At 61.3% G+C, this 25,173-nt stretch carries 28 protein-coding genes, 1 tRNA gene, 1 pseudogene and 1 riboswitch; of the genes and pseudogenes, 17 read left to right on the plus strand and 13 right to left on the minus strand.

All coding sequences use genetic code 11. The annotated features are described in order from the left end of the window. The 3 genes from CHB90_RS02275 to CHB90_RS02285 all read right to left on the minus strand — a co-directional run bounded on the left by CHB90_RS02275 (position 1) and on the right by CHB90_RS02285 (position 3,036). Entirely contained in the window at positions 1-1,620 is a 1,620-nt protein-coding gene (locus tag CHB90_RS02275; protein WP_245823121.1) for a tripartite tricarboxylate transporter permease, read from the minus strand. Then, a complete protein-coding gene (locus CHB90_RS02280; RefSeq protein ID WP_089276236.1) occupies positions 1,524-1,961 on the minus strand; it encodes a hypothetical protein in 438 nt (145 codons plus the stop codon). The genes CHB90_RS02275 and CHB90_RS02280 overlap by 97 nt, the downstream gene beginning before the upstream one ends. An 85-nt stretch (positions 1,962-2,046) precedes the next feature. Next, positions 2,047-3,036 carry a Bug family tripartite tricarboxylate transporter substrate binding protein gene (locus tag CHB90_RS02285; protein WP_089276359.1) on the minus strand — a complete coding sequence of 330 codons (990 nt, stop codon included), beginning with the start codon at positions 3,034-3,036 and terminating at the stop codon, positions 2,047-2,049. A 202-nt stretch (positions 3,037-3,238) separates the two neighbouring features. Between CHB90_RS02285 and CHB90_RS02290 the strand changes: the two genes are divergently transcribed. The 7 genes from CHB90_RS02290 to CHB90_RS02320 all read left to right on the plus strand — a co-directional run bounded on the left by CHB90_RS02290 (position 3,239) and on the right by CHB90_RS02320 (position 9,261). Next, on the plus strand, positions 3,239-3,913 hold the full coding sequence (locus tag CHB90_RS02290; RefSeq protein ID WP_089276237.1) for a GntR family transcriptional regulator: 675 nt from the start codon (positions 3,239-3,241) through the stop codon (positions 3,911-3,913). Then, positions 3,913-4,785, plus strand: a complete 873-nt coding sequence (locus tag CHB90_RS02295) for an isocitrate lyase/PEP mutase family protein (protein WP_089276238.1) — start codon at positions 3,913-3,915, stop codon at positions 4,783-4,785. Before CHB90_RS02290 ends, CHB90_RS02295 begins: the two co-directional genes overlap by 1 nt. Positions 4,786-5,039: 254 nt before the next feature. After that, on the plus strand, positions 5,040-5,243 hold the full coding sequence (locus tag CHB90_RS02300; protein WP_089276239.1) for a hypothetical protein: 204 nt from the start codon (positions 5,040-5,042) through the stop codon (positions 5,241-5,243). A 139-nt stretch (positions 5,244-5,382) separates the two neighbouring features. Continuing rightward, a riboswitch (TPP riboswitch) is annotated at positions 5,383-5,495 on the plus strand. Between the two features lie 44 nt (positions 5,496-5,539). Further along, positions 5,540-6,526, plus strand: a complete 987-nt coding sequence (locus CHB90_RS02305) for a thiamine ABC transporter substrate-binding protein (RefSeq protein WP_089276240.1) — start codon at positions 5,540-5,542, stop codon at positions 6,524-6,526. Next, positions 6,502-8,019: a thiamine/thiamine pyrophosphate ABC transporter permease ThiP gene (locus CHB90_RS02310; RefSeq protein WP_089276241.1), complete on the plus strand. Its 1,518-nt coding sequence runs from the start codon at positions 6,502-6,504 to the stop codon at positions 8,017-8,019. The genes CHB90_RS02305 and CHB90_RS02310 overlap by 25 nt, the downstream gene beginning before the upstream one ends. Beyond that, positions 8,006-8,710, plus strand: a complete 705-nt coding sequence (locus CHB90_RS02315) for a thiamine ABC transporter ATP-binding protein (protein ID WP_089276242.1) — start codon at positions 8,006-8,008, stop codon at positions 8,708-8,710. Before CHB90_RS02310 ends, CHB90_RS02315 begins: the two co-directional genes overlap by 14 nt. A 59-nt stretch (positions 8,711-8,769) precedes the next feature. Beyond that, on the plus strand, positions 8,770-9,261 hold the full coding sequence (locus tag CHB90_RS02320; RefSeq protein ID WP_089276243.1) for a GFA family protein: 492 nt from the start codon (positions 8,770-8,772) through the stop codon (positions 9,259-9,261). A gap of 49 nt (positions 9,262-9,310) precedes the next feature. Here CHB90_RS02320 and CHB90_RS02325 read toward each other — a convergent pair whose 3' ends face one another. Genes CHB90_RS02325 through petA form a run of 3 tightly spaced genes read right to left on the minus strand, consistent with a single transcriptional unit; the run spans position 9,311 to position 12,059 of the window. Next, positions 9,311-10,087, minus strand: coding sequence for a cytochrome c1 (locus CHB90_RS02325; RefSeq protein ID WP_089276244.1), 777 nt, complete (start codon positions 10,085-10,087; stop codon positions 9,311-9,313). A gap of 20 nt (positions 10,088-10,107) precedes the next feature. Continuing rightward, positions 10,108-11,454, minus strand: coding sequence for a cytochrome b (gene petB / locus CHB90_RS02330; RefSeq protein ID WP_089276245.1), 1,347 nt, complete (start codon positions 11,452-11,454; stop codon positions 10,108-10,110). An 11-nt stretch (positions 11,455-11,465) separates the two neighbouring features. Beyond that, the gene (gene petA, locus CHB90_RS02335) at positions 11,466-12,059 is read right to left on the minus strand and encodes a ubiquinol-cytochrome c reductase iron-sulfur subunit (RefSeq protein WP_089276246.1); all 594 of its coding nucleotides are present in this window, start codon (positions 12,057-12,059) and stop codon (positions 11,466-11,468) included. A gap of 222 nt (positions 12,060-12,281) precedes the next feature. Here petA and CHB90_RS02340 point away from each other — a divergent pair, with 222 nt between their 5' ends. Continuing rightward, positions 12,282-12,935 carry an outer membrane protein gene (locus CHB90_RS02340; RefSeq protein WP_089276247.1) on the plus strand — a complete coding sequence of 218 codons (654 nt, stop codon included), beginning with the start codon at positions 12,282-12,284 and terminating at the stop codon, positions 12,933-12,935. 84 nt (positions 12,936-13,019) lie between these two features. Here CHB90_RS02340 and CHB90_RS02345 read toward each other — a convergent pair whose 3' ends face one another. From CHB90_RS02345 to CHB90_RS02355, 3 genes are all read right to left on the minus strand, one after another. Beyond that, on the minus strand, positions 13,020-13,625 hold the full coding sequence (locus CHB90_RS02345) for a glutathione S-transferase (protein ID WP_089276248.1): 606 nt from the start codon (positions 13,623-13,625) through the stop codon (positions 13,020-13,022). Between the two features lie 67 nt (positions 13,626-13,692). After that, positions 13,693-14,616 carry a tyrosine recombinase XerC gene (locus tag CHB90_RS02350; protein ID WP_089276249.1) on the minus strand — a complete coding sequence of 308 codons (924 nt, stop codon included), beginning with the start codon at positions 14,614-14,616 and terminating at the stop codon, positions 13,693-13,695. A gap of 13 nt (positions 14,617-14,629) precedes the next feature. After that, positions 14,630-15,337 carry a DUF484 family protein gene (locus tag CHB90_RS02355; protein ID WP_089276250.1) on the minus strand — a complete coding sequence of 236 codons (708 nt, stop codon included), beginning with the start codon at positions 15,335-15,337 and terminating at the stop codon, positions 14,630-14,632. 183 nt (positions 15,338-15,520) lie between these two features. Here CHB90_RS02355 and CHB90_RS02360 point away from each other — a divergent pair, with 183 nt between their 5' ends. Then, on the plus strand, positions 15,521-15,838 hold the full coding sequence (locus CHB90_RS02360; RefSeq protein WP_089276251.1) for an antibiotic biosynthesis monooxygenase family protein: 318 nt from the start codon (positions 15,521-15,523) through the stop codon (positions 15,836-15,838). Between the two features lie 9 nt (positions 15,839-15,847). Here the strand turns inward: CHB90_RS02360 and CHB90_RS02365 are convergent, their stop codons facing one another. Next, the gene (locus CHB90_RS02365; RefSeq protein ID WP_089276252.1) at positions 15,848-16,537 is read right to left on the minus strand and encodes a winged helix-turn-helix transcriptional regulator; all 690 of its coding nucleotides are present in this window, start codon (positions 16,535-16,537) and stop codon (positions 15,848-15,850) included. Positions 16,538-16,804: 267 nt separating this feature from the next. Between CHB90_RS02365 and CHB90_RS02370 the strand changes: the two genes are divergently transcribed. From CHB90_RS02370 to CHB90_RS02385, 4 genes are all read left to right on the plus strand, one after another. Beyond that, on the plus strand, positions 16,805-17,218 hold the full coding sequence (locus CHB90_RS02370) for a universal stress protein (protein WP_089276253.1): 414 nt from the start codon (positions 16,805-16,807) through the stop codon (positions 17,216-17,218). Positions 17,219-17,248: 30 nt separating this feature from the next. After that, a complete protein-coding gene (locus tag CHB90_RS02375; protein ID WP_089276254.1) occupies positions 17,249-17,800 on the plus strand; it encodes a hemerythrin domain-containing protein in 552 nt (183 codons plus the stop codon). A 108-nt stretch (positions 17,801-17,908) separates the two neighbouring features. Then, a complete protein-coding gene (trxC, locus tag CHB90_RS02380; RefSeq protein WP_089276255.1) occupies positions 17,909-18,334 on the plus strand; it encodes a thioredoxin TrxC in 426 nt (141 codons plus the stop codon). A gap of 59 nt (positions 18,335-18,393) precedes the next feature. Next, positions 18,394-18,999: a rhodanese-like domain-containing protein gene (locus tag CHB90_RS02385; protein ID WP_245823122.1), complete on the plus strand. Its 606-nt coding sequence runs from the start codon at positions 18,394-18,396 to the stop codon at positions 18,997-18,999. 61 nt (positions 19,000-19,060) lie between these two features. Here the strand turns inward: CHB90_RS02385 and CHB90_RS02390 are convergent, their stop codons facing one another. Continuing rightward, positions 19,061-19,348, minus strand: a complete 288-nt coding sequence (locus tag CHB90_RS02390) for a hypothetical protein (RefSeq protein ID WP_212591562.1) — start codon at positions 19,346-19,348, stop codon at positions 19,061-19,063. Positions 19,349-19,832: 484 nt separating this feature from the next. Here CHB90_RS02390 and CHB90_RS02395 point away from each other — a divergent pair, with 484 nt between their 5' ends. Then, the gene (locus CHB90_RS02395; RefSeq protein ID WP_089276256.1) at positions 19,833-20,039 is read left to right on the plus strand and encodes a cold-shock protein; all 207 of its coding nucleotides are present in this window, start codon (positions 19,833-19,835) and stop codon (positions 20,037-20,039) included. Between the two features lie 190 nt (positions 20,040-20,229). Here CHB90_RS02395 and CHB90_RS02400 read toward each other — a convergent pair whose 3' ends face one another. Both CHB90_RS02400 and uvrB read right to left on the minus strand, forming a co-directional pair. Continuing rightward, positions 20,230-20,853 carry a hypothetical protein gene (locus CHB90_RS02400; RefSeq protein ID WP_089276257.1) on the minus strand — a complete coding sequence of 208 codons (624 nt, stop codon included), beginning with the start codon at positions 20,851-20,853 and terminating at the stop codon, positions 20,230-20,232. Continuing rightward, positions 20,853-23,051 carry an excinuclease ABC subunit UvrB gene (gene uvrB, locus CHB90_RS02405; protein ID WP_089276258.1) on the minus strand — a complete coding sequence of 733 codons (2,199 nt, stop codon included), beginning with the start codon at positions 23,049-23,051 and terminating at the stop codon, positions 20,853-20,855. Before uvrB ends, CHB90_RS02400 begins: the two co-directional genes overlap by 1 nt. Positions 23,052-23,580: 529 nt before the next feature. On the opposite strand from uvrB, the gene CHB90_RS02410 reads away from it, so the two are divergent. The 3 genes and pseudogenes from CHB90_RS02410 to CHB90_RS02420 all read left to right on the plus strand — a co-directional run bounded on the left by CHB90_RS02410 (position 23,581) and on the right by CHB90_RS02420 (position 25,041). Beyond that, on the plus strand, positions 23,581-23,892 hold the full coding sequence (locus tag CHB90_RS02410) for an ETC complex I subunit (RefSeq protein WP_089276259.1): 312 nt from the start codon (positions 23,581-23,583) through the stop codon (positions 23,890-23,892). A gap of 175 nt (positions 23,893-24,067) precedes the next feature. Continuing rightward, positions 24,068-24,618: pseudogene (locus tag CHB90_RS27440) on the plus strand (alpha/beta family hydrolase). Positions 24,619-24,964: 346 nt separating this feature from the next. Beyond that, a tRNA-Arg gene (locus CHB90_RS02420) sits at positions 24,965-25,041 on the plus strand. The last annotated feature ends 132 nt before the right edge of the window (positions 25,042-25,173 follow it).

Here is a 25,173-nt window from a genome sequence, read left to right on the forward strand (position 1 = left end):
TCAACGTCCTTGAGTATCGGATGGTTGTGAACGGCGGTTGATGCGCAAGGCCTTGAGGGCGGCTGCACCAATCGACAAAAGCATCAACGCGAACAGCAGCATGGAAATTGGCCGCTCCAGCAAATAGGCACCCAGATGCCCCCCGGAGATTTGCAGGCTGCGCACCATTTCACCCTCGGCCATGCCGCCCAGGAGCAGGGCAATGACGGTTGCCGCGACAGGGTAGTTGTGGCGGCGCATCAGCCAGCCGAGACATGCAAATACGGCAACGGTCAATGGTCCGGCAATGGTCCCGGCCACGCCGAACCCGCCCCATGCGCACAGCGCCAAAACCGATGGGATCAGATAGCGCAGCGGTACTTTGATCACCATGCCCAGGATGCGAAGGACCAATAGGCCAACTATCCCGAGCAGAAGAACCTGCACGATATTGCCGAGGATAATCGCATAAACCAGATCCCCCTGATCTCGAATGAGGGACGGACCGCCGACGATGTTGTGGTAGGAAAATGCCGCCATCAGCACTGCGGTCGCCGCGCCGCCCGGAATCCCAAGGGCGAGCAGGGCCGTCATGGATCCCCCTTCGGATGACGAATTTGCGGATTCCGCTGCAATTACACCTTCGGGTATCCCGGTGCCGAAATCCTCGGGACGGCGGGATGTGCGTCGTGCCTCGCCATAGGCAACCAGGTTTGCCACAGAGGAGCCAACCCCCGGCACAGCACCAATCAGAACCCCGATGCCGCTGCCGCGCAAGAGCACCGATGGATACCTGAACGTAGAGAACATGGCGCGGATGATCGGGCCAAAGGCGATGGATGGAATGTCCTCGGTCGTGCTCAGGGTTTGTCGCTCTCGGATGCGCAGCAGTTCGGACGCTGCGAATATCCCGATCATTGCGGGCACGACCTGAACACCGTCCAGCAGGTAGGAACTGCCGAATGTGGCCCGCAGGACGCCAGTGCTGGACATGCCGACTTGACTGAGGACAAGCCCGAGCATGCCTGCCAAAAGGCCCTTGGCCACGGATTTTTCGCTGAGGGTCGCAATCAGGGTAAGCCCCCAGGCGATGACCAGCACCATTTCCAGCGGCCCGAGTTTAAGGACAACCACCGCAAGCGGCTGGATCAGCAGGAACAACGCCGCATAGCCAATGAACGCACCGATCACCGACGCCCCAAGGCTCAGGCCCAGGGCCTGGTTTTGTTGTCCCTTGCACGCCATCGGATAACCGTCGAACGCCGTCGCGACGGAAGACGACGATCCGGGGATATTCATCAGGATGGCTGTGACGCCGCCACCATAGACGCCGCCGGTGAAGATTGAGGTCAGGAACATGATGGACTGAATAAAGTCCATGCTGAAGGTCAGCGGCAGGAAGAGCGCCATGGCCATGGAAACCTGAAGCCCGGGAATGGCGCCGAAAACCAGCCCGATCAACAGACCCGGGATCACGAACAGCCAGGGGCTAAAACTGCCGAACAGCAGGTCCAGCGCGGTGGCGAGAGCGGGAACGTCAATCATCAGAGCACAAGTGTCTTCATGGGGAATGGAAACAGGGCGCCGAAGGCGGTCGTTGCCAAGACTGCAAATACCAGCGCGAAGGCCGGAGGTTTCCAAAGCGACCGCTCGCCACACAGAACGATACCGAACCAGACAAAGAAAAACGTCGCCACGTCAAAACCGATCACGAACATCAAGCTGCAGAAGGCGCAGAACAGAGCGAGCAAAAGTAGATCGCCCAGCATCTTGCGCATCCCGCCTTCGGGCGGAGTGTCACTGTCCGATCCCGACAGCAGGATCACAATGATCAGGATCACGGCAATGACGCTGGCGGGAACCAGTATGATCAAGTTGTTCAGGGAAAATTTCGCGGTTATCGCGCTGTGGTTCATGGCAACCGTAAAGGCCAATACGATGGCCAGGAAGATCGCATGAGACGGGGCAAGTCGATAGGACATCTGCTGCCTGCATGTTCATGGTGGCTGGAAAAGGGAACCGGGGGCTTTCCCGCGGTTCCCACCGGTTTTCCTGAAGGAGACTTTGTCAGTCTTCTGCGGAGAACCGCTTGAGAACTTCGAAGTTGGACAGAACGATTTCTGTTGTGCGCTCCGGCCCAAGCCAGTCTGCCCCGATATTCTGTTCACGCAGCTGCGCGACAAATTCGTCGTCCTGCAGGACCGCCTCATAGGCTGCGACAAAGCGGTTGAATTCTTCGGGGTGCTCGGTTGCGAATGTTGCAGACGCCGCGATACCGCGCATTGACCCGACGAGGGGCGTAAGCGACACGCCGCGATCGACGAGGGTTTCGTTCAGGGTCGGGGCGTCCCAGTCATCCAGCCGGTCATTGGACGCGACCGCCAGCGGGCGAATGAATTCTGCGATCGGCAGGCTGCCAGAAGCGCTGATAACAGTCATATCAACTTGCCCACCTGCGACGGCCGTCCGCGCTGTGCCGCCGCCTTCGTAGGTCACGACGTTGACCGCGTCAGCGGGCAGGCCATATGCCTCCAGTGCCAGCTGGATATTGATCTCACCTGTGGATCCGGTCACGACAGAGACACGGTAGCGCCCCGGTTCGTCCGCAACGGCCTGCATGAACTCCTCGAGTGTTTGAAAGCTCAGATCCTTGTTGACGGCAAACAGGTCCACATCGGTCCACTGGCCGTTAACAAAGGCGAAATCCTCTAGGCTGTAGTCCGGATCGAATTCCAGAATGGCGTTTGAAATGTACGGATGAATCGCTGTCGCAAGGAAGAACGATCCGTTCGTGGGCTGGTTCAGGAAATAGGTGGTGCCGACGTGACCACCGCCACCCTTCTGGTTCACCACGCGGATCGGCACGCTCAGCTTTTCCTGCATGCGTTCCGCGACAAGGCGCATGGACCGATCCACTGAGCCACCCGTTCCGAACGGAATGACAAAGGTGATTTGCCGTGTCGGCCAGGCGTCTTCGGCCTGTGCTGCGGTGCCCGCTGAAGCGACTGCAACCGCCAGCGTGAATGCCCGAATGAGCGAGCCCTGTTTGTTAGCCATGATTTTTTCCTCCCTGACGATCGAAAGTTGTTCCGATGCCATATTGTTAACAACCTGACCGTAGGGGCATCTTTTCACAATGGCAACCACCTCAAGGGTGAGCAGTTTTTTCTAGCTGTAGTTGACATTTGCTCTTGTTTGAGGCTCTTTGGGCGGGATCGGAAAGCGCCAAAGAAGCAAGTGGAAGAAATAATTGTCAACAATGAGCGCAAGCCGAGAGACCGCCTCGCACATCGCCGATTCGCTGAAATCAGAGATGCTCTCCGGTGATCTTGCGCCTGGTCAACGGCTTGGAGAGGCGGCGCTGGCTGAGCGTTTTTCGGTCAGCCGCGGACCGATCCGGGATGCGCTGTCACGGCTGGTCGAAATCGGCATCGCCGTTTCGGTTCCGAATGTCGGCACCCGTGTCAGGGAGTTCACACAGTCCGAAGCGCGGGAATTGTACGAGTTGCGTGAGACCCTTGAGGCCGAGGCGGCAGGGCTTGCGGCCCGACGTTCGAACCAGGTCGAGAAAGACGCGCTCGTGAGTCTGACATATGTCAGTGAAGACCGCTTTGGACCGGGCGGGCAGGGGACAGACAATGACTTTCACTTGGAGCTTGCGCGGATGTCCGGCAACGGGCTGTTGCTGCGCCTGCTGTCTGAACAACTGTACCCGCAGCTCATGTTGCTGCGCATCCACAGCCGCAATGCGACCGGGCGCCTGGGCAAAGCCCTGAACGAGCACCACGGCATCTGCGATGCTGTGGTGAGCGGTGACCCCGAATTGGCCAGCATCCTGATGCGACGGCATGTTCAGAACAGCTGGAAATCCTTCTGTGACCGGATGGACTATGCCGGAGCCGCACCAAAGACTAAACAAGGACAACTGACTTGATGATGAATCATGAAATCAACGCGGCGTTCCGTGCACGTTTGCAGGAAGATCGGGCGCTTTTGCTGCCGGGGGCTGCGAATGCTCTTGCAGCGCGCGTGATCGAAGATTGCGGTTTCGAAGCGATCTTTCTCACCGGCGCCGGGCTGACCAATAGCTACTACGGCAAACCCGACCTTGGCTTTATGGGACTGAGCGATATTGCTGCGCATACAGCGGCCATTCGCAACATCTCGGCGCTGCCGATCATCGCGGATGCGGACACGGGGTTTGGCAATGCGGTGAACATGTATCATTCGGTGCGCACGCTAGAATTGGCCGGGGCGTCGGCGATTCAAATCGAAGATCAGATCAACCCAAAGCGGTGCGGCCATTTCTCCGGCAAGGATGTTGTGGCTTTGCCCGAAGCGCGTGACCGTATTCGCGCCGCTGTCGATGCCCGCACAGATCCTAACCTGATGATCCTGGCCCGCACGGATGCCCGTGCGACCCAAGGACTTGAGGCGGCTCTGGATCGCGCTGCCGCTTTCATCGAGGACGGCGCCGATATCACATTTGTCGAAGCCCCGGAAAACGCAGAGGAGATCCGGGCCATTCCCGCGCGTCTAAAGAATACCCCGCAGCTCCTGAACATCGTCGTTGGCGGCCGCACCCCCACGCTGGAGTTCGACGAACTGGAAGCTATGGGGTTCTCGCTCATTCTCTATGCGAATGTGGCATTACAGGCCGCGATCCGTGGCATGTATTCTGCCTTGCACGACCTGAAGTCGAACCGCAAATTCGAAGATACCGGGGCGATCGCCGGTTTCGAAGAACGCCAGAGAGTCGTGAACAAGTCCTATTACGATGGGTTGGAAAAGCGCTACGGCGAGTAGGGGTCGTTGAGCACTTGTCGTCAGGCGCTGGAGCAAAACCAGTGCCTTCGCCTCAAGGAAAACCAAGGCGTAGGAAGTGCTCGTCGCAATGGTCGCGGTCTGCGGAGACTTCGGGGACATGGCGTCGATCATCACGGACGTCTCCCCGACCTTTTCGGCGGCCAAGCCAGCCATCCGTCGCGCGCCGTGTCCCAGACACTCCGCCACTGACAGCGGGCGTAATGGGTCTTGTGAGGGCCATATGCCTTCAGAGCATGCCGCCGCAAATTGTTGGGAATGATGAGGACATCCCCACTCAGAACACAGAGATCATCAACCCGCAGCTTGCCGTGGAACATTTGGAAACAGGGGTCCAGACGCGCGATCTGCGCATCGCTCAATCAGAAGGGACCGGTCTTTTCATCGCTTTGGTATTTGGCGGTGCGCCGCCTCAGGTGACTGAAATCAATAGGTCCTGAGACTAGACATAAAACGATCAAGCGCGTTCTCGGAACAGCGTCTGCTATCGCCTGAAGCCGCTGAATGATCCAACGGTTTCATGACAGCGTAGCGATGTGATTGAGTTTCTTGATGTTCCCACGCAGTGGCGCTACGTTCCGCCTCACCTCGGGGTGTCGGTTGTTAAACCGTCTGAGATGTCCGTAGATCGGATGAACCCGTTGAACCTGAACCGGTTAAAACCGGCGGAGGGAAGGGTGTGGGCCGCTGCGACGGTCTCCAATCTTGCCCTCGCGCCGCAATTTTGGAGGATCCAATGCGATCACTTACCTTCACTGTTGCCGCGGGATGTCTCAGCGCTGGCCTTGCCATGGCCGAGACACCTGTCCTGACAGTCTACGCCCCCGACTATTTCGTTTCCGAATGGGGGCCCGGCCCCAAGATCGAGGAATTGTTTGAGGCGCGCTGCGCCTGCGACCTGCAATTCAAACCCGGCGACCTGCTGCCACGCATCCTGCTGGAAGGTGACCGTACAGAGGCCGATGTCGTGATTGGTCTGAACACCGATGTCACGAAAAAGGCCCGCGAGTCCGGCCTGTTCGCACCGCACGGTGTGGACCTGTCGCCGCTGACGCTGCCGCTGGAATGGACGGATGAGGTGTTCTTGCCGTTCAACTATGGTCACACGGCGTTTGTCTATGACACCACCCGCATCGACACGCCGCCTGCCAGCTTTGACGCGCTGCTGGACGCGCCCGATGATCTGCGACTGGTGATCCAGGATCCGAGATCCTCAATTTCCGGCCTCGCGCTGGTGCTCTGGGTGCAGGCGGTCTACGGCGACGGGGCAGAGGCAGCCTGGGACAAACTGGCGCCAAAGATTGTCACCGCGACCAAAGGCTGGTCGGAAAGCTATGGCATGTTTACCGACGGTGAGGTGGACATGGTGCTTAGCTACACCACCTCGCCCGCCTATCATATCATCGCTGAAGGGGATGAGACCAAGAAGGCCGCGATCTTCCCGGAGGGTCACTATTTCATGGTGGAACTGGCGGCGAAACTGGCCGGAACCGATCAACCGGAATTGGCAGACCAATTCATGTCGTTTGTCCTCAGCGAGGATTTCCAAGGCATGATCGCCACCGGCAACTGGTCGATCCCGGCAGCGCTGTCACAGGACAAGTGGCCCGAAGGGTTCCAGAAACTCGACCTGCCGGAAAAGGTGCTGTTCTATACCGAAGATGAGGCAGCAGAGCTGCGCGCGGAGGCCGTCGAGGCATGGCGGCGCGCGCTCTCGCGGTAAGCGCCGCGCTGGCCCTGGCGTTCTTGACGCTGGGGCCGGTGGCCGTGGTGCTGGCACGGGCCGGGGGCTTTGCCACTCTTGGCCCGGGTGACTGGCAGGCGGTGCGCTTTACCCTATGGCAGGCGCTGCTGTCGGCCTCGTTCAGCGTGGTGTTGGCGGTGCCGGTGGCCAAGGCATTGGCGCGGCGGCGGTTTGTCGGGCGCGCCCTGTTGGTGACGCTATTGGGCGCGCCGTTCATCCTGCCGGTGATCGTGGCGGTCATGGGGCTGATCGCGGTTTTTGGACAGGCGGGTTTGGTCAATGCGGGTCTGACCGCTTTGGGGCTGCCGACAATCGACATTTACGGCGTACATGGCGTCGTGCTGGCCCATGTATTTTTCAACCTGCCGCTGGCAGTGCGCATGCTGTTCTCCGCCTGGCAGGCGGTCCCGGCAGAGCATTTCCGGCTGGCAGCCTCTCTGGGGCTGGGCGTGCAGGCACAGTGGCGTGTGATCGACGGCCCCCTGATGGTCCGGGTCTTGCCCGGGGCGTTTACCGTGATCTTCGTGATCTGCCTGACCAGCTTTGCGGTGGCGCTGACGCTGGGCGGCGGACCAAGGGCGACCACGGTTGAACTGGCGATCTATCAGGCGATGCGGTTCGAATTTGATCTGGGCCGCGCGGCGGCGCTGGCGGTCCTGCAACTGGCTCTGGCACTGGCGGCGGGGCTGGTGGCCTTGCGCGTGTCGGGGCAAAGCGGATTTGGGGCGGGCCGCGACCGCGAGGTGCCGCGCTGGGACGGGCAGGGGGCACTGCCGCGCCTCTGGGACGGGGCGTGGATCTTGCTGGCGGCGCTGTTCCTGCTGGTGCCGTTGTTGACGGCGGTCATGCGTGGGGTGCCAGGGCTGTTGTTGCTTGGGCCAGATACGCTGCGCGCGGCCGGACATTCGTTGATGGTGGCGTTGGGATCGACGGCGCTGTGCATGGCCTGGGCGCTGCCACTGGCGTCCCGCCGCGGAGAGCTGCTGGCGCTGCCTGCCATCGCGATTTCACCGCTGGTGCTGGGCACAGGGCTGTTCCTCATCGTGCGTCCGTTCATGAACCCGTTTGACATGGCATTGCCGGTGACGGGCCTGGTCAATGCGCTGATGGCGCTGCCCTTTGCGCTGCGTATCCTGCGGCCAGAGGCCGAGACGGTCGTGCGCGACTATGGCCGCCTGCGCACAACTCTGCGCATGACGCCCCTTGCGTGGCTGCGGCTGGTCTGGCTGCCGCGCCTGCGTCGTCCCATGGGCTTTGCCGCCGGTTTGACAGCGGCGCTGGCGATGGGTGATCTGGGGGTCATCGCGCTGTTTGCGGACCCGGACCGGACAACCTTGCCGTTGCAGGTTTACCGTTTGATGGGGTCATACCAGATGGAGGCAGCGGCCGGCGCGGCGCTGTTGCTGTTGATGCTCAGCCTGAGCCTGTTCTGGCTGTTTGATCGGGGAGGACGGGTGAATGCTGCGACTTGAAGACCTGCAGGTGGCGATGGATGCGAGCGCGCTGAAAGTCGATCTTGCGCTGCCGCCCGGTCGGCGGGTTGCGCTGTTGGGACCGTCCGGGGCGGGCAAGTCGACGCTGTTGGACGCCATTGCCGGGTTTCGTGTGGCCACGCAGGGGCGCATCCTCTGGCAGGGGCGCGACCTGACGCAATCGCGGCCTGACGCGCGTCCGGTCTCTATCCTGTTTCAGGACAGCAACTTGTTTCCTCATCTCACGCTGGCACGGAACCTGTGTCTTGCGCTGCACCCCGACGGCCGCCGCCCGGATGATGAGGCAAACGCGCGCATTGAGGGCGCATTGCGGCGCGTGGGGCTGGAGGGCATGGCGGACCGCAAGCCGGGCACCTTGTCGGGTGGCCAGCAGGGGCGGGCGGCCTTGGCGCGCGTGCTGCTGATGGCGCGGCCCGTGATCCTGCTGGATGAGCCGTTTGCCGCACTGGGACCGGCGCTGAAACGTGAAATGCTGGATCTGGTGCGCGAGGTGGGCGAGAGCCTTGCCGCGCTGGTGGTCATGGTGACCCATGACCCGCGCGATGCCGCGGGCTGGGCGCAGGATGTGGTGTTTGTGGCCGAAGGCGTGGCGCATCCGCCGGTTCCGACCGACAGATTCTTTGGTGATCCGCCACAGGCCTTTCGCGACTACATCGGCGAAATCGGCTGACAAACGGACACTTGCAGGCGCATGCTTTGGTCAGGGAAGCCACCGAGGGAGACCAGCCAATGGCGATCAATTCAGGGGGTTGCCTGTGCGGCGCGCTCAGATTCGAGGTCACGGAGGCCCCGCTATGGGTCACGGCCTGCTTTTGCCGGTTTTGCCAACGGGCGACCGGATCGTCGGGCATGGTCGAGCCCATCTTTATCATCCAGGCCTATCGCATCACCCAAGGTAGGCCGGCGCGGTATGTTCATGTCTCGGCGGGCAGCGGCAGAGAGGTCTACATGCATTTCTGCCCCACATGCGCGACCAAGACCCACCTGACGTTTGAGCGCTGGCCAGACCGTCTGGGGGTGTATGCCGGAGCATTCGACGATCCCGGATGGTTCGATTTCACGCCCGAGAACAGCAAGTTCATCTTTCTGGACGAAGCACCGCGCGGGGCGATGGTTCCGGCGGGGTTCACCTGTTTCCACCAACATGCGGCGACACTGGACGGCACGCCGATGACGCCGTTTGTCCCCGAAGGCCACTGGCTGGCGCAGCGCCGGATATGAAAAAGCCCCGCCAGATTGGCGGGGCTTTGTCTTGACCAGAAAGGCGCGATCAGGCGGTCGGCTTGCGCTTGATCGGGGCCCAGAGGCGTTTGTTGACCAGGTAGAGAAGCGCGGTCAGCACCACCAGAAAAAACACTCCGATAAAGCCGGCTTCCCGGCGGGCCATCAACTTGGGCTCCGCGGTCCACATCAAGAAGGCGGCAAGGTCTTGCGCCTCATGGTGCAGATCGTTCGAGTGACCATCGTCAAAATCGACGTCCTCGCCGTACAGCGGCGGTGCCATCGAAATCCAACCACCGGGGAAGGCGTGGTTCTCATAGAGAATCGAACCTGCTTCTTCCTTTTCTTCGCCGGTGTAGCCGGTCAGCAGCGAGGCGATGTATTCCGGACCGCCCATGCCCTTGAACATCTGGTTGATGCCAAGGCCGTAGGGGCCGTGAAAGCCTGCGCGCGCCTTGGCCATCATCGACAGGTCGGGCGCCCCGGCAGAGGTCACCGACGGGAAGTGATCGGTCGGGATCGCCGGGCGGAAGTCATCAAGCTCTGCTTCGAAGACCTCAAAGTTGGCAGAGTAGGCAATGACCTGCTCTTCGCTGTAACCCAGTGCTTCCAGGTCGCGCAGCGGGACGTAGCGCAGCCCGTGACAGGCTGAACAGACCTCAGTGTAGATCTTGAGGCCGCGCTGAAGCTGGTTCTGGTCCCAGGTGCCGAAGGGGCCTTCGAACGAGAACGCAAAGTCCTCGACATGGGCCTCGCCGCCGGCGGCATGTGCGCCGCCGGTCAGACCGAGGGCCACGAAGGCCGCGAGGGTAAGTTTCTTGAACATCTCTTACGGTCCTTCCTGTCTTATTCGGCCGGGGTCGGGGCAGCAGTGCCCTTTGCCGCGTCCTTCGGCGGATAGTGCGCGTCGAAGTCGGCCTCGATTGTATCGGGCTGTGCCAGCGGTTTTTCGATCACACCCAAGAGCGGCAGGATGATCAGGAAATAGGCGAACCAGTAGGCCGAGGCGATCAGCGAGAAGCTGGCGTAGGGTTCCTCGGCGGGCATGGCGCCCAGCCACATCAGCGCAAAGAAGTCGATCACCAGTAGCCAGAACCACCATTTGAACATCGGGCGGTACTTGCCCGAACGGACCGATGAGGTGTCAAGCCAGGGGACCAGCGCCATCACGAGGATCGCGCCGAACATCGCCAGCACGCCAAAGAACTTGGCGTCGATGATACCGCCCGTGACGAAGGAGGCGAATTGCACCAGCCAGACGTCAGAGGTGAAGGCGCGCAGGATCGCGTAGAACGGCAGGAAGTACCATTCCGGCACGATGTGTGCGGGCGTCGAAAGCGGGTTCGCCTCGATGTAGTTGTCGGGGTGGCCCAGGTAGTTCGGCATGAACCCGACGATGGCAAAGAAGACCGCCATGATCAGCGCCAGCGCAAACAGGTCCTTGATCACATAGTAGGGCCAGAACGGAACCGTGTCCTTTTCCGCCTCTGCCTTGGACGCGCGACGCACCTCGACACCTGTCGGGTTGTTGTTGCCCGTGGTGTGGAAGGCCCAGATGTGGATGGCCACCAGCGCGGCGATCACGAAGGGCAGCAGGTAGTGCAGCGAGAAAAAGCGGTTCAGCGTGGCGTTGTCCACCGCCGGTCCGCCCAGCAGCCAGGTCTGGATCGGCTCACCCACCAGCGGGATGGCGCCAAACAGGCCGGTGATCACGGTCGCGCCCCAGAAGGACATCTGACCCCAGGGCAGAACGTAGCCCAGAAAGCCGGTGCCCATCATGCACAGGTAGATCAACATGCCGATGATCCACGTCACTTCGCGCGGGGCCTTGTACGACCCGTAGTAGAGACCCCGGAAGATGTGGGCGTAGACGGCGACAAAGAACAGCGAGGCGCCGTTCATGTGCAGGTAGCGGATAAAGTGACCGCCATTCACGTCGCGCATGATGTGTTCGATCGAGGCAAAGGCCAGATCGACATGAGGCGTATAGTGCATCGCCAAGATGACCCCGGTGGCGATTTGCAGCACCAGACAGAAGGTCAGGACAATGCCCCAGATCCACATCCAGTTCAGGTTCTTGGGGGTGGGGATCATGATCGTGTCGTACAGAAGACCCACGATCGGCAGGCGGCTGTGCAGCCACTTTTCTACGCCGGTCTTGGGCTCATAATGGTCGTGTGGAATTCCAGCCATGTTCTAGCTCCTTAACCCAGCAGGATCGTGCTGTCGTCGACCCATTCGGCGGGTGGGACAGGCAGGTTTTCGGGGGCGGGGCCTTTGCGGATGCGGCCCGCCAGATCGTAATGCGACCCGTGGCAGGGGCAGAACCAGCCGCCAAATTCACCGGCATCGCCCAGCGGCACACAGCCCAAGTGGGTGCAGACACCCATCTGGACCAGCCACGCTTGTGGTGCTTCACCCTCGGGCGACGGCAGCGTCCGGTTGGCATCGGTTGCGGGTGCATTTGAATCGGCCAGATTGGCGTTGCGCGCGTTGGTGTCAACGACGCTCTCGCCTGCTGCAAAGGCCACTTCCTGTTCCTTGGCTTCTTCAATCTCGGCACCGGTGCGGTGGCGGATGAAAACCGGCTTGCCCAGCCATTTGACGGTCAATTGAGTGCCAGGGGCAACGCCAGACACGTCAACCCGGATGGTCGACAATGCGCGCACGTCGGCCGAAGGGTTCATTTGATTGACCAGCGGCCATACGGCTGCGGCTGTTGTGACGACTCCGGCGCCGCCGGCGGCGTAGTAGAGGAAATCTCTTCTGGTGCCTTCGTGGTCTTCTGCGTGGGACACGAGGTTCGCTCCATTGCTGTGGGGCCGGCGGCCCGCGGTAAACCCATGAATCCGGAGCCTCGACAGACTCCGGACCCCGCTCAGGCACGGTATCTAGCCGGGTGCCTCTGAGTGGTAAAGGATGCAAAAGCCTCACACTCAATTCTCGCGCGCATCTGTCGCGGTTGAAACCGCCCCGTCCCAATGATTATGTCATTCTCGACGAATGATAGAGGCGGCGACATGCGGCGTTTGATTCTTTCCCTTGGCATCCTGATCGGTCTTGCAGCACCTGCTGCGGCAGAGATGGAGCTTTCTGTCTACTCCGGGTGGCAAACGCTTCCGCATAGCCGAATCTCTGGCGAGTTGCCGAATGGCGGCGGATCGTATGACGAGCTCGTCGGGTGGGAGGGGAAGCCCTTTACCATGCCGCCATACTATGGCGCGCGTGCAACATGGTGGCGCAGCGACACTTTGGGTTTCGGTGTCGAATACACCCACACCAAGGCGTATGCCGACGATTCGGCCAAAAAGGCGCTAGGCTTTGACCGGCTGGAATTCACCGACGGTCACAACGTGCTGACCGCCAACGTGATGCGCCGCTGGCCGGAACGCTGGGGCAAGGTCACGCCCTATGTCGGCGGTGGTTTGGGGATCGCGTTTCCGCATGTCGATGCCGACCATGTCAGCGGTTCGGACACATACGGGTTTCAGGTGACGGGGCCGGCCATGCGCCTGACTGCCGGTGCCAGCTATCCGATCAACGACCGCTTTTCGGTCTTCGGCGAATACCAGTTCACCTATTCCGCCAACGAAGGCACGTTTGACGATGGCGGCACGTTCAAGACCAACATCAAGACCAACGCGCTGAACGTTGGCATCTCGCTGAATTTCTGACGGGATATCGGATGTGGCCGCGTCGTAGGGCGCAACGATGGGCGGACAGATGTCCGCCCTTTTTCGTGTCAGCCGCTTTTCGTGTCAGCCGCTGGGCGTCGTGGCAATCATCGACGGACGCTGTGCGAACTCTGCATACCAATCGGACAGCGCATCGCGGCCCGTGCGCCATGACCGCGCCTCATGCCGGAAATCGAGATAGCCCAGCGCCGAACCCACGGCGATATGGCCCATGTCCATGCGCCCCTGAAGGTGGCTCATCCAGCGCGTGCCCAGCGCATCCAGTGCGCGCGACACCTTGGCCCACTGGCCCTCGATCCAGTCCATCGAGACCTTTTCGGCGGGGCGGAAACGCTCTTCGTAGATGATCAGAACCGCCGCCTCCATGATCGCGTCGCCGGTCGCCTCCAGCGTCAGGGTGTCCCAGATGCGGTTCTCGGGATACAGCGTCGCCTGCGCGCGGTCGTTCAGAAAGCGGCAGATCACCCGGCTGTCATACAGCGTCGGGCCGTTGGTCCGCATCAACGCCGGGATCTTGCCCAGCGGATTGGCGGAAATCAGTGCCGGGTCAGGGGCCACCGGCGTGGTCTTGACGTTCACGATCTCCACATCGTCCATCTGCCCGGTCTCGTGCAGGGTGACCATGACCTTGCGGACAAAGGGCGAAGCGGCGGAATGGAGCAGTTGCATCGGATGTCCTCATTATTACAGGGGGCGAGTCGCCCCTGCGGCAGGTAAACAGGTTGCGCGTCCGGCGTCACGCCTTGGGATGCGTCGCCTCATAGACCTTCATCAGGTGCACCTCATCAACGGCGGTATACGCCTGCGTGGTCGAGAGCGACGCATGACCCAAAAGCTCCTGAATCGCGCGCAAATCGCCCCCGGCGGCCAATAGATGCGTGGCAAAGCTGTGCCGCATGGCGTGCGGCGTGGCCGTGGCCGGTAGACCCAGTTGCATCCGCGCGCATTCCGTCGCCTTTGACACCAGCCGCGGGTTCAGAGGCCCGCCACGCGCGCCACGAAACAGCGCGGCGTCGGGTTCAACCGGGTGGGGGCAGAGGCGCAGGTAGGTTTCGACTGCCTGAATGGCCACCGGCAGCACTGGGACAACGCGTTCCTTGCCGCCCTTCCCGACGATTCGCAGCGATGGTCCCAAAGGAAGGTCACGACCTTTCAGGCCCAGCGCCTCGGAGATTCGCAACCCGCACCCATAGAGCAGCGTGACCACGGCGGCGTCGCGCGCGCCTTGCCAGCCTTCGCGCGATTGCAACTCGACCGTGTCGATCATCGCACGGGCGGCGTCCTCGGTCAGTGGGCGGGGCAGCTTCTTTTGGAACTTGGGCGCACGGGCCGACAGGACGGCGGTCGCCTCAAACCCTTCGCGGCGCGCCAGCCAGCGGTAAAAGCTTTTGACTGCCGACAGTTTGCGCGCGACGGACCGGGCGCCAATATCCTGTCGGCGCAAATGCGCCATCCACGACCGCATGTCGATGGTCGCCACGCGGGCCAACGGGGCCAGCCCCTGAGGTTCGGCATGATGTGCGGTGAGGAAGGCGATGAAATCCAACACGTCGCCGCGATAGGCATTCAACGTATTCTCTGCCGCGCCGTCCAGCGCCTTGCAGGCCTCCAGCCAGTTGGCCAGCGCGTCGCGGGCGGCAGGAGAGATGTCTAGGCTCATGGCGCCACCGGTCTCAGGCCAGCCAGCGCCGCATCGCCCGCTCAAACACGCCGCCAAAGAAGGCCAGCAGATCGGTGCCCTGTTGCGGGGTGAACTGATGCGGATCTTCGGAGCCCATGACCAGCAGGCCGGGCAGGCGGCCGGGGCCAAAATCCAGCCGCAGGCAGGCCTCAGAGCGCATCCAGTCGGCGCGGTCGCCATAGATCGTTTCGCTGCCCTGCTGTACTTGACGCAGAACAACCGGACGCATCGGCGCCTCACGGCCTTCACCGGCGTAGGCCTCGACAAAACCGGGTTCGGCCACGGACAGTACGTCGCCCAGACGCCGGACAACCGGGTCGTCGTCCTCTTGCGCGGTTTCCAGAACAAGGCGGATCATGTCGACGCGCAGGATCTGCGCCACTTCGCCGCCAAGATCATGCAGGAACGTCTCAAAATCGACGGGGTCCAGCATCCGCAACACGGCACGGTGAATCTGGTTGGTCCCGGCGAGGTTCTCATACGCCGCCGCGATCACGCTGCGGTGGGTGTCCTCCAGCCGGTCAAGGCGCGATTCCAGACGTTCCATCGCAATGCCGCGCAGGTCGATGATGTTGCCGCCCATGGTACGCTCATTCGAGGCGATAAGGGCCTGCATCAGATCCTTGTCGTCGAGAATCATGTCGGGGCGGGAAATGATGGAATCGCGAACCGACTCCTCGATACGCTTGGTGCTGCTCATGGGCCTGTGTCCTGCTCGTGCCGCGCTTGTGCGCTTGATCTTGTCGGATTGGACACTGTTTGGCCCCTTGCGCCGCGACCTGTCAAGAATTTCCACCCCCGGTACACGGTGTCGCCCCGTGACCGCGCGGGTTTGGCCACGGTCGCGATCCGTGCCAAACTCGATTTAGAAGAGGAGAGCCCGATGCCCAGGATTACCGTCACATCCGACGCCCAGACCGTCATCACCACGTTTGAGACCAGCCCAGGCCAATGCCAGGATCTGCTGGACGCGCTGCAATCGGCCTATGCCGATTTCATCTCGAAACAGCCCGGTTTCATCGCCGCCGCGCTGCACGTCAACGACGCTCAGACGCGGATCGCCAACTATTCCCAATGGGAGCGGCGCGACGATTTCCTTGCCATGTTGCGCTCACCCGAAATGCGGGAACGCAACCGCGCGCTGAACAGCTTTTGCCGCAGCTTTGAGCCGGTCCTCTATGATGTGGCGGCGACGTACTAGGGCACTCCGTCAGGCGGCAATGGCCCCGTCCAGACAGGCGGGGACAAACCGATAGCCCGATCCGCGCACCGTTTCTATATCGACAGCCCCGTCAGAGGCCGCAAGGCAGGCCCGAAGGTTGCAGACATAGACATCAAAGACGCGCGGGTCGGGTTCATCCTCCAACCCGTAGACATGGCTTAGCAAAGTCGCGCGGTTGATCAGCCGCCGAGGCCGCAGGGCAATGTACTCCAGCAGTTCATAAACCTTGGGGCTGAGTTTGATCGGGCAATCTGTCAGATAGGCCATCCGCTGTTGCAGGTCTATCGCCAACGGACCATAGCGCAGCACGGGCTGCGCCAACCCGTGCGCCCTGCGCGTAATGGCAGAAAGGCCCATCATGGCCTCTTCGGGCGGGCTGGCCGGGTCCAGAACCGTATCGGCCCCGCTTTCCAGCCAGCGCACGATCTGGGCATGTGAGGCGTCTTTTGCCATCAAGGCAATCGGCATGCCGGGATGGGCGCGCCGCAGGTTTGCCAGTGACAGGCCGGGCCGGTCCAGGTCTCTGGCATCAAGCACCAGCAGATCGGCCGGGGTGATATGCAGGAAATGGGGAATGTCCTCTGGCCGGTCGGTCCGGGTCAGCAGGTTGCCCGCGTCGGACAACGCACTGGCCAGTGTCATCAGCGACCAGCTGGTTTCGGCGATCAGGTAACGCATCGCGCAAACTCCTTGCCATCTTTCCGGCAAGGAGACGTCAGGTCCACCCGGAAAGGCCGCCTTTCGGCGATCGGACCCTGCCGACCCGTTCTGTGAACGGCAAAGAGGCCAGTTTGCGGTGCGTTCTGACACCACCCAACGGCATAGGAGGGCAATGTGTCCTGATCGTGACGCACTGGTGGCGGGCAGGAGGCGGCAGTCACATGACCTGCATCAAGGCAGGTTTCGGCGCCTGCGCTCACTCTGGCCCCATCAGGAGGAGCGACCATGTACAAGAACATCCTAGTCCCCCTCGCCTTTGGCGAAGACAGCGACGACCGGATCAAGGCCGCCACGGCGGTGGCGCAAAGGCTGGCGGCCGACGGGGCGCGCATCACGTTTTTGCACGTCATGGAACAGGTGCCGGGCTACGCCGTCAGCTACCTGCCCGCCGACTATTCGGCACAGGCCCGTCTGGCGATCGAGCAGGAACTGAACGACATCGCCTCGGTCGTGCCGGGCGGGGTTGGTCTGGTGGTGTCGGGCCATTCCGGGCGCACGATTCTGGACTGGGCTGGGGACAATCCTGTCGATCTGATCGTGATTGCGTCTCATCTGCCGGGGATGCAGGACTTGCTACTGGGCTCGACCGCTGCGCAAGTGGTCCGTCATGCACAATGTGCTGTGCATGTGCTGCGTTGACTTTGCCTTGGTCCGTACCATCCTGCGGGCATGGAAAAGACACTTGACCTGACCCGCCGAGACGGTTTGCCCGAGGCGCTGTATGCCCTGCGTGCCGACTATCCGCGCGACACATGGCAGAGGCATCGCAACTTTGACGGCTTGGTGGCGTTCTGGCTGGACCGCCACCTGATGTTCCGCCGTCTTGCCGAAACGCTCAGGCAAGACGCAGAGGCGGCCGTGGATGGCGCAATCGCCCCGCGCCAGATGCAGGCGCGACTGACGCGCTTTGGTGGCATGTTGCTGCAACAGCTGCACGGCCACCACCAGATCGAGGATATGCACTATTTCCCCAAGCTGGTGGGCTATGAGGCACGTCTGGCGCGCGGCTTTGACATTCTGGACCGGGACCATCACGCGATGGACGGTCTGTTGCAGCGGTTCTCCGAGTCCGCCACTGGTGTGCTGCAAAACAGGATCGAACCGGGGGCGTTTCACGCCGAGATCACGGGATTCGAGGCGCTCTTGCTACGCCATCTTGAGGACGAAGAGGATCTGATCGTTCCCGTCTTGTTGAAACACGGGCCGCAGGGACTGGAGTAGGGCAGGCCGCCCGCCCCGGCCCTCGCGGCAGGGTTTTCCCGATTGCCGCTTGATGCGTTGCCCGTCCGGTCACATATTTCATTACGAATGTGAATCGGAGGGCTTTGGATGGCGGGCAAGAAACTGACCTGTCTGGACTGCGGGCAAGTGAACCGGGTTCCGGCAGAAAAACTGGCGTCGGGGCCGAAATGCGGAACCTGCGGCGCCCGATTGATGCCGGGCAAGGCGATTGAGGTCGATGCCGCCACGCTGGCCAAGGCCGCGCGCACCGACGACGTGCCGCTGGTGGTGGATTTCTGGGCGCCGTGGTGCGGTCCCTGCCGCTCGATGGCGCCCGAGTTCGGCAAGGCGGCGTCCCTGCTTGGCACAGAGGCGCGGCTGGTCAAGCTCAACACAGAGGATTTTCCGCAGGTCGGCGCACAGCATGGCATCCGGGGCATTCCCACCATGGTGGCCTTTGCAGGCGGACGCGAGGCAAAGCGACAGTCGGGCGCGATGCCCGCGGGTCAGATCGTGGGCTGGGTGCGGGACTGATCCGCTGTTGCGCGGTGTGACGGAACAGGACAGTTTATTTCATCAAAAGGGAGAGGATCATGAACAAGAGTGCGATGGCTGCGCTGGCCCTGACGTTAGGGCTTGGCATGCCTGCTGGCGCGGATGAGGTGAACATTTCGAGGGACGTGGCGACTGTCACGGTGACGACACCGGGCGGCGCAGAGGTCACGATCTCAAGGGTGCAGGACACGGATGCGGTGATCGAGGGCGATTTTGCCCGCATCGCCCGTCCCTGTCCCAGCTTTTGCATCCAGCCGATCTCTCCCGCCGAGGGGGTCACCACCATCGGCGAGCTGGAGTTGCTGGCAGCGCTTCAGAACCCGGAGATCATGGTGATCGACAGCCGGGTGCGGCCCGATTGGGAAACCGGCACGATTCCGGGATCGGTCAGCATGCCCTACACCGAAATGGTCGACCGTCTGGGCGAACTGGGCTGCGAGGTGGATTTTGAAGGCTTCGAATGTGATCCGGACGTGGTCGCAGAGGTCGTGTTGTTCTGCAACGGACCTTGGTGCGGACAGTCACCGACGGCCATCCGGCGCATGATCGAGGCGGGGTATCCGGCGGACAAGATCAGCTATTACCGTTGGGGCATGCAGGGCTGGCGCATGCTGGGCCTGACGGTTGCCGGCGGCGACAGCTAAGGCAGCATTGCCCCCTGTCCGGGAATACCGGGCAGGGGGCGACGGGCTGCAAGGGCGCGCGTCAGCTACCGCCGTCCTCATCGTTGCGCAGCGCGATGGAAAGCCGGGTCAGGCTGTCGATGGCGGTCAGACCAACCTCGCCGGCGGTCTGATATTCCAACAGAACACGGTCCCCCGCACCCAGATCGGCAGGCACGTCGATTGTGGTTGGCAGTTGCCAGATCGTTTTGTCCGTGAGGACAAGCAGATTGGCCTTGCGATCATATGCCAGAACAAGACCTTCGGTTTCGTCGGCGACGGCGGGCAGGGCGAAAAGAACCGCAACGGCTGCGGCAAACAGGGTGCGCATGGGCGTGTATCCATGTGAGGAAAGCGCTCTCGGCGCGACCCCGCGCCTGCTGCCGCCGGGTGGAGCCTCACACCCGGATGGCGCGGAAGTGGGATGGGGCGGGGGGCACTGCAAGGGGCGCGCGAAAGTATTTTTGCAGATCTCGACCGGCCCTGGCTCAGGATGCAATCCGGGGCTTCACACATCGTCCCACGCCGGATCGCAAGGTTCTGGCAGAGACCCCGTCCAGACCCGCCGGACTGACGATCACGCCCCGGACGTCGGGGCGCGGGCGGTTTCAGGTTTCGGCTGTTTCGTGCGGACAGGGCGGCGGTGGTCGTGACAAGAGGCTTGCTTTTGTGCCGCTGATCTGGCATATGGGCCGGGCTAAAGACCTTCTCTTCGACTTCTGTTTTCCTTCACCGGCACGCAGCTACTCGATCAAGACGCGCCTTTGCCGGGCCGCTGCATGTTGCGAGCGGTGTAGAAAACAAGGATAAGACACATGGCCAACGGCACTGTGAAATGGTTCAACACCACCAAAGGTTTCGGTTTCATTCAGCCTGATGCAGGCGGCAAAGACGTGTTCGTGCACATCTCGGCTGTTGAGCGTTCGGGCCTGACCGGTCTCGCCGACAACCAGAAAGTCACCTATGACGTGGAAGCAGGCCGTGACGGCCGCGAAAGCGCAGTGAACCTGGAACTCGTGTAAGGCTGATTGCTTTGACGGTTTGATGTGGCGCGGTCCCCGAAAGGGGGCCGCGCCTTGCGTTTGGGGGGGGGCGAGGGATCTGAGGTCGAGAGGTTTGCTTGTGCCGACTTCAGCGCGCGAGTGTCTACGAACGCTACACTTTGCGAGTACGATTTGCCCCAAACATAGCTGGCAGGTTCCGAGACCCAATTCACGGATTGGTGAAGTTAGCGATTGGCACTTTCAGTCGAGGTTGGTGTCGTTCCAAGAATTCAAATGCGAGCAATATGTTATTAATCTGGCGCCGTTTGCTGTCAATTTCTAGCAAAATGATGGACGCCAGTGCTGGTTCGCTTACTTTTTCCAAGATATCAATCAAAATAGAGCGCTTTTGACGATCTGAATGAAACAAGCTGGCATTAAAGTACGTGTGGACAAGCGCCCTGCTGTCATAGCCATGCCAAGATTTTAAGGCGTTGTCGCGATCCCAAACGTCTTTTTCATACTTTATGAAGGCTCTAGCATGATCATTTGAAAACTTCTGGCTAATTTTGTTACAAATTCTTTTGAATTCAGTCTCTTCCTGCTGGGCGATGAAGACACGAAAATCTAGGTACAGACCCTTAAGGCGATGCGGGTTCTCTGACGAGCCGTTTTCATCTACCTGACCAGACGTCCGGACAAAATTCATTGAAAGCGTTTTGCGATCGCGTACAAAATCCGCCCAGTTCTCTCGCAGTTGGCGGGCCCTAATGCAGTAAATTTTGAACTGCTCGTAGTCTTTCTCTTCGATCTGTTCGGTTGAGTTGTATGTTACCCATTTTTCTTGGGACATCACCGCTTTCGCCGCTTCACATTCCCGCCGCGCTGCCCCGGCTTGCCAGCCGTCGACCGGCCCTTGGCCTTCACCGCCGCCTCTGATGCCCGTTCCACCGCCTGTTGTCGCGCCAAGGGATCGTCCGAGACCGCCAGATCAACCGCCTCCAGCCGCTTGATCTCATCGCGCAACCGCGCCGCCTCTTCGAACTCGAGGTTTTCGGCAGCCTTGCGCATGTCGGTGCGCAGCCCTTCCAGAACGGCCTTCAGGTTGGCCCCTTGCCGTGCCGGGTCGATCTTGGCGGTGACGCGGTTCATGTCCACGTCGCCCTTGTACAATCCGGCCAGAATGTCCTCGACGTTCTTTTTCACCGTGGCGGGCGTGATGCCGTGTTCCTGATTGTAGGCAATCTGCTTGTCGCGGCGTCGGTCGGTCTCGCCCATCGCGCGTTCCATCGACCCGGTGATGCGGTCGGCGTACATGATCACGCGCCCGTCCGCGTTCCGCGCGGCGCGCCCGATGGTCTGGATCAGCGAAGTCTCAGAGCGCAAAAAACCCTCCTTGTCCGCGTCCAGAATGGCAACCAGCCCGCATTCGGGAATATCCAGCCCCTCGCGCAGCAGGTTGATGCCGATCAGCACGTCAAACGCCCCCAGCCGCAGGTCGCGCAGGATTTCGATCCGCTCGATCGTGTCGATGTCCGAGTGCATGTAACGGACCTTGATGCCCTGTTCGTGCATGTATTCGGTCAGATCCTCGGCCATGCGTTTCGTCAGGGTGGTGGCCAGCGTCCGATAGCCCGCCGCCGTCACCCGGCGCACCTCGTCCAGCAGATCATCCACCTGCATATCAACCGGGCGGATCTCGACCTGCGGGTCCAGCAGGCCGGTGGGGCGAATCACTTGTTCGGTGAACACGCCGCCGGTCTGCTCGATCTCCCATTTGGCGGGCGTGGCAGAGACAAACACCGACTGCGGGCGCATGGCGTCCCATTCCTCGAACTTCAGCGGACGGTTGTCCATGCACGACGGCAGGCGGAACCCGTGTTCCGCCAGCGTCATCTTGCGCCGAAAGTCGCCTTTGTACATGCCGCCGATCTGCGGGACCGAAACGTGGCTTTCATCGGCAAAGACAATCGCATTGTCGGGGATGAATTCGAACAGGGTGGGGGGTGGCTCACCGGGGGCGCGGCCCGTCAGATAGCGCGAATAGTTCTCGATCCCGTTGCAGACGCCGGTGGCCTCCAGCATTTCGAGATCAAAGTTGGTGCGCTGTTCCAGCCGCTGCGCCTCCAGCAGCTTGCCCTCGTTCACCAGCTGATCCAGCCGCTGGCGCAACTCTTTCTTGATGCCGATGATCGCCTGATTCATCGTCGGACGCGGGGTCACATAGTGGCTGTTTGCGTAGAGGCGGATGCGGTCAAACGTGTCGGTCTTTTCGCCGGTCAGGGGATCAAACTCTGTGATCGCCTCCAGCTCTTCGCCGAAAAAGGACAGACGCCAGGCGCGGTCATCAAGGTGGGCGGGCCAGACCTCAAGTGAATCGCCGCGCACCCGGAACGACCCGCGCTGAAAGCCCTGATCGTTGCGGCGGTACTGTTGCGCCACCAGATCGGCCATGACCTTGCGCATCTCGTATTCTCGCCCTGTGTGCAAATCCTGGGTCATGGCGCCGTAGGTCTCGACAGAGCCGATACCGTAGATGCACGACACAGAGGCGACGATGATCACGTCGTCACGTTCCAGCAGCGCCCGGGTGGCCGAGTGGCGCATCCGGTCGATCTGTTCGTTGATCTGGCTTTCCTTCTCGATATAGGTGTCCGACCGGGCGACATAGGCCTCGGGCTGGTAGTAGTCATAATAGCTGACAAAGTACTCGACTGCGTTGTCGGGAAAGAACCCCTTGAACTCACCATATAGCTGCGCGGCCAGTGTCTTGTTGGGGGCAAGGATGATCGCCGGGCGCTGGGTTTCCTCGATCACCTTGGCCATGGTAAACGTCTTGCCGGTGCCGGTTGCGCCCAGCAGGACCTGATCGCGCTCTCCACTGTTAACGCCTGCTGTCAGTTCTGCGATCGCCGTGGGCTGGTCCCCGGCGGGCGAAAATTCGGTGTGCAGCACAAATTGCTTGCCGCCTTCCAGCTTTTCGCGCTCGCGGACATCGGGGGCCGGCGCGTGCAGCAGCGCAGGCATCTGCTCGGGGGAATTGTTATGCATGGGTCGGCTCCGTTCCCGGTGGAATATGTCGCGCGGGCGGGTCGGCGACAAGGGGCGGGCGGGCTTTCCGCCCGCCTGCGGTCGGCGGTCTTGCGGGTATGGACCGTCAGGCTGTAGCCGCGAACACCGACAAGCGCAGGGATTCGGTCGGCAGTCGAGAGTCGGTCAGTGTTTTTGCCGGGTACGCTTGATCCAGAGGCGACAATGACCAGTCCGGCGGCCATAGGGCGAGAATAAAATTGCAGCGGGATCAGGGAATTGGTCCGAATTGTTTGATCAACCATCTGAAATCTGTGCGAAATTCAGAAAAATTGATATTGCGTTAATCCAAGATCGAAATGTATCTTTTTCACGACAAGCAGGCGCGGATCGGACATTTGTCCGCACGCACCCACCCCTCGCTCCCCGTGGACGTCTCCGACTCGGGCCTGCTTGTTCCACACGGAAAATGTGACATTCGGTGCACTTGCGGCCCTTGTGCACGTCCTGCATATCACGCAAGAAGGTGGGGAATGACAGGAGCTGCGACATGCGGGCACGCATTTATCAGCCGGCGAGGACGGCGATGTCCTCTGGCCAGGCAAAGACCAAGGGCTGGACGCTGGAATTTGCCCCGGATTCGCCCCGTTCGGTGGACCCGCTGATGGGGTGGACGTCCTCGCATGACATGCAGGCGCAGGTGCGGCTGCACTTCGACACCAAGGACGCGGCACTGGCCTATGCCCGCGAACACGGCATTGACGCGCAGGTGTTTGAACCGAAAAAGCGCAAGCCCAACATCCGCGCGCGCGGCTACGCCGAGAATTTTGCTGTCGACCGACGGACGGTTTGGACGCACTGACCTGATGGCACGGCCCAGTGTGTCCATTTCGAACAATACAGGGCGCCCAGTGGGCGCCTTTTTGCATTCGGATAGGAAAATGGCAACTCCGCACTGCCTCATAGATGGCGATGAACCGGGGCGTCCCACGCTGCTGCTGGCGCATGGGGCGGGCGCTCCGATGGACACGCCGTGGATGATCAGCGTCGCCGAGGGGCTTGCGTCCCGTGGTCTGCGCGTTGCCCGGTTCGAATTTGCCTACATGGCGGCGCGCCGCACCGGCGGGCCCAAGCGTCCTCCACCAAAGATCGACCAGCTTGAGGTTGAATTCGCACTGCCATTGCAAGTCTGTCCCATGATGGACGCGTGATCATCGGTGGCAAGAGCATGGGGGGACGTGTCGCCAGCCTGATTGCGGATGATCTGTACGCATCGGGCACCATCGCCGGCCTGCTGTGCCTGGGCTATCCGTTCCATTCCCAGGGCAAACCGGGCACGCGTCGCACCGAACATCTCGCCGATTTGCGCACGCCGACGTTGATTTGCCAGGGCACCCGCGATCCGTTCGGCACGCAGGATGAGGTTGCGGGATATGACCTGTCCGACCGGATTTCCCTGAACTGGGTAGACAACGGAGACCACGACCTGAAGACCCGCAAACGCGTCACCGGCCTTACCCCGCAGGACAGCCTCATGCAGGTCTGTGAGGTGGCGGCCGCGTGGTGTTCTACCCTCATCAAGCGTTGAGGGCGCGGCGATTGGAGGGCCGACCGGTGGCAGGGATACCTCCAGGCCGAGCGCAAAACAAAACGGCGGGCTGCCAGACAACTCTGCCGCGCATACAGCAAGGCGCGACCTTGGCTGACATGGACAAGACCCGCGGCGTCGGCGGCACTTGGTCCCGCGCCCTATGAAAGCTTGCCCTGAGAGGTGAAAATCTGCAAAAGCACCGCCAGCGGTCGCTCGGCCCGGCCGGCCGGAACCGTTGACGGTCAAGCCGAAAGTCGGTGGCGAAAAGAAGATGGAAAGACAGGCGGTTAGGGAAATGGCAACGACTTGCGCACCGTTTTCCGAATCGTTATCACAGAGCGACGGTCCCGTAGCTCAACTGGATAGAGCACCTGACTTCTAATCAGGATGTTGGGGGTTCGAGTCCTCCCGGGATCGCCATAAGCTGTTCAGATTGTGCGCAAATGGGTATCGCGGCGACGCAACGCACACCAAGAAACCTGATCAGAACTCCAGACAGTTCCACGCGTGAAACACCAAGATACACCTTGCGGGGGTCCTTCCGGAGGGCAT

Source organism: Antarctobacter heliothermus, assembly GCF_900188425.1.
Classification (GTDB): domain Bacteria; phylum Pseudomonadota; class Alphaproteobacteria; order Rhodobacterales; family Rhodobacteraceae; genus Antarctobacter; species Antarctobacter heliothermus.

Coding starts and splice junctions, on each gene's coding strand:
- CHB90_RS02280 (WP_089276236.1), bottom strand. CDS start 1,961: ATGTCCTATCGACTTGCCCCGTCTCATGCGATCTTCCTGGCCATCGTA.
- CHB90_RS02285 (WP_089276359.1), bottom strand. CDS start 3,036: ATGGCTAACAAACAGGGCTCGCTCATTCGGGCATTCACGCTGGCGGTT.
- CHB90_RS02290 (WP_089276237.1), top strand. CDS start 3,239: ATGAGCGCAAGCCGAGAGACCGCCTCGCACATCGCCGATTCGCTGAAA.
- CHB90_RS02295 (WP_089276238.1), top strand. CDS start 3,913: ATGATGAATCATGAAATCAACGCGGCGTTCCGTGCACGTTTGCAGGAA.
- CHB90_RS02300 (WP_089276239.1), top strand. CDS start 5,040: ATGCCGCCGCAAATTGTTGGGAATGATGAGGACATCCCCACTCAGAAC.
- CHB90_RS02305 (WP_089276240.1), top strand. CDS start 5,540: ATGCGATCACTTACCTTCACTGTTGCCGCGGGATGTCTCAGCGCTGGC.
- CHB90_RS02310 (WP_089276241.1), top strand. CDS start 6,502: ATGGCGGCGCGCGCTCTCGCGGTAAGCGCCGCGCTGGCCCTGGCGTTC.
- CHB90_RS02315 (WP_089276242.1), top strand. CDS start 8,006: ATGCTGCGACTTGAAGACCTGCAGGTGGCGATGGATGCGAGCGCGCTG.
- CHB90_RS02320 (WP_089276243.1), top strand. CDS start 8,770: ATGGCGATCAATTCAGGGGGTTGCCTGTGCGGCGCGCTCAGATTCGAG.
- CHB90_RS02325 (WP_089276244.1), bottom strand. CDS start 10,087: ATGTTCAAGAAACTTACCCTCGCGGCCTTCGTGGCCCTCGGTCTGACC.
- petB (WP_089276245.1), bottom strand. CDS start 11,454: ATGGCTGGAATTCCACACGACCATTATGAGCCCAAGACCGGCGTAGAA.
- CHB90_RS02340 (WP_089276247.1), top strand. CDS start 12,282: ATGCGGCGTTTGATTCTTTCCCTTGGCATCCTGATCGGTCTTGCAGCA.
- CHB90_RS02345 (WP_089276248.1), bottom strand. CDS start 13,625: ATGCAACTGCTCCATTCCGCCGCTTCGCCCTTTGTCCGCAAGGTCATG.
- CHB90_RS02350 (WP_089276249.1), bottom strand. CDS start 14,616: ATGAGCCTAGACATCTCTCCTGCCGCCCGCGACGCGCTGGCCAACTGG.
- CHB90_RS02355 (WP_089276250.1), bottom strand. CDS start 15,337: ATGAGCAGCACCAAGCGTATCGAGGAGTCGGTTCGCGATTCCATCATT.
- CHB90_RS02360 (WP_089276251.1), top strand. CDS start 15,521: ATGCCCAGGATTACCGTCACATCCGACGCCCAGACCGTCATCACCACG.
- CHB90_RS02365 (WP_089276252.1), bottom strand. CDS start 16,537: ATGCGTTACCTGATCGCCGAAACCAGCTGGTCGCTGATGACACTGGCC.
- CHB90_RS02370 (WP_089276253.1), top strand. CDS start 16,805: ATGTACAAGAACATCCTAGTCCCCCTCGCCTTTGGCGAAGACAGCGAC.
- CHB90_RS02375 (WP_089276254.1), top strand. CDS start 17,249: ATGGAAAAGACACTTGACCTGACCCGCCGAGACGGTTTGCCCGAGGCG.
- trxC (WP_089276255.1), top strand. CDS start 17,909: ATGGCGGGCAAGAAACTGACCTGTCTGGACTGCGGGCAAGTGAACCGG.
- CHB90_RS02385 (WP_245823122.1), top strand. CDS start 18,394: ATGAACAAGAGTGCGATGGCTGCGCTGGCCCTGACGTTAGGGCTTGGC.
- CHB90_RS02390 (WP_212591562.1), bottom strand. CDS start 19,348: ATGCGCACCCTGTTTGCCGCAGCCGTTGCGGTTCTTTTCGCCCTGCCC.
- CHB90_RS02395 (WP_089276256.1), top strand. CDS start 19,833: ATGGCCAACGGCACTGTGAAATGGTTCAACACCACCAAAGGTTTCGGT.
- CHB90_RS02400 (WP_089276257.1), bottom strand. CDS start 20,853: ATGTCCCAAGAAAAATGGGTAACATACAACTCAACCGAACAGATCGAA.
- uvrB (WP_089276258.1), bottom strand. CDS start 23,051: ATGCATAACAATTCCCCCGAGCAGATGCCTGCGCTGCTGCACGCGCCG.
- CHB90_RS02410 (WP_089276259.1), top strand. CDS start 23,581: ATGCGGGCACGCATTTATCAGCCGGCGAGGACGGCGATGTCCTCTGGC.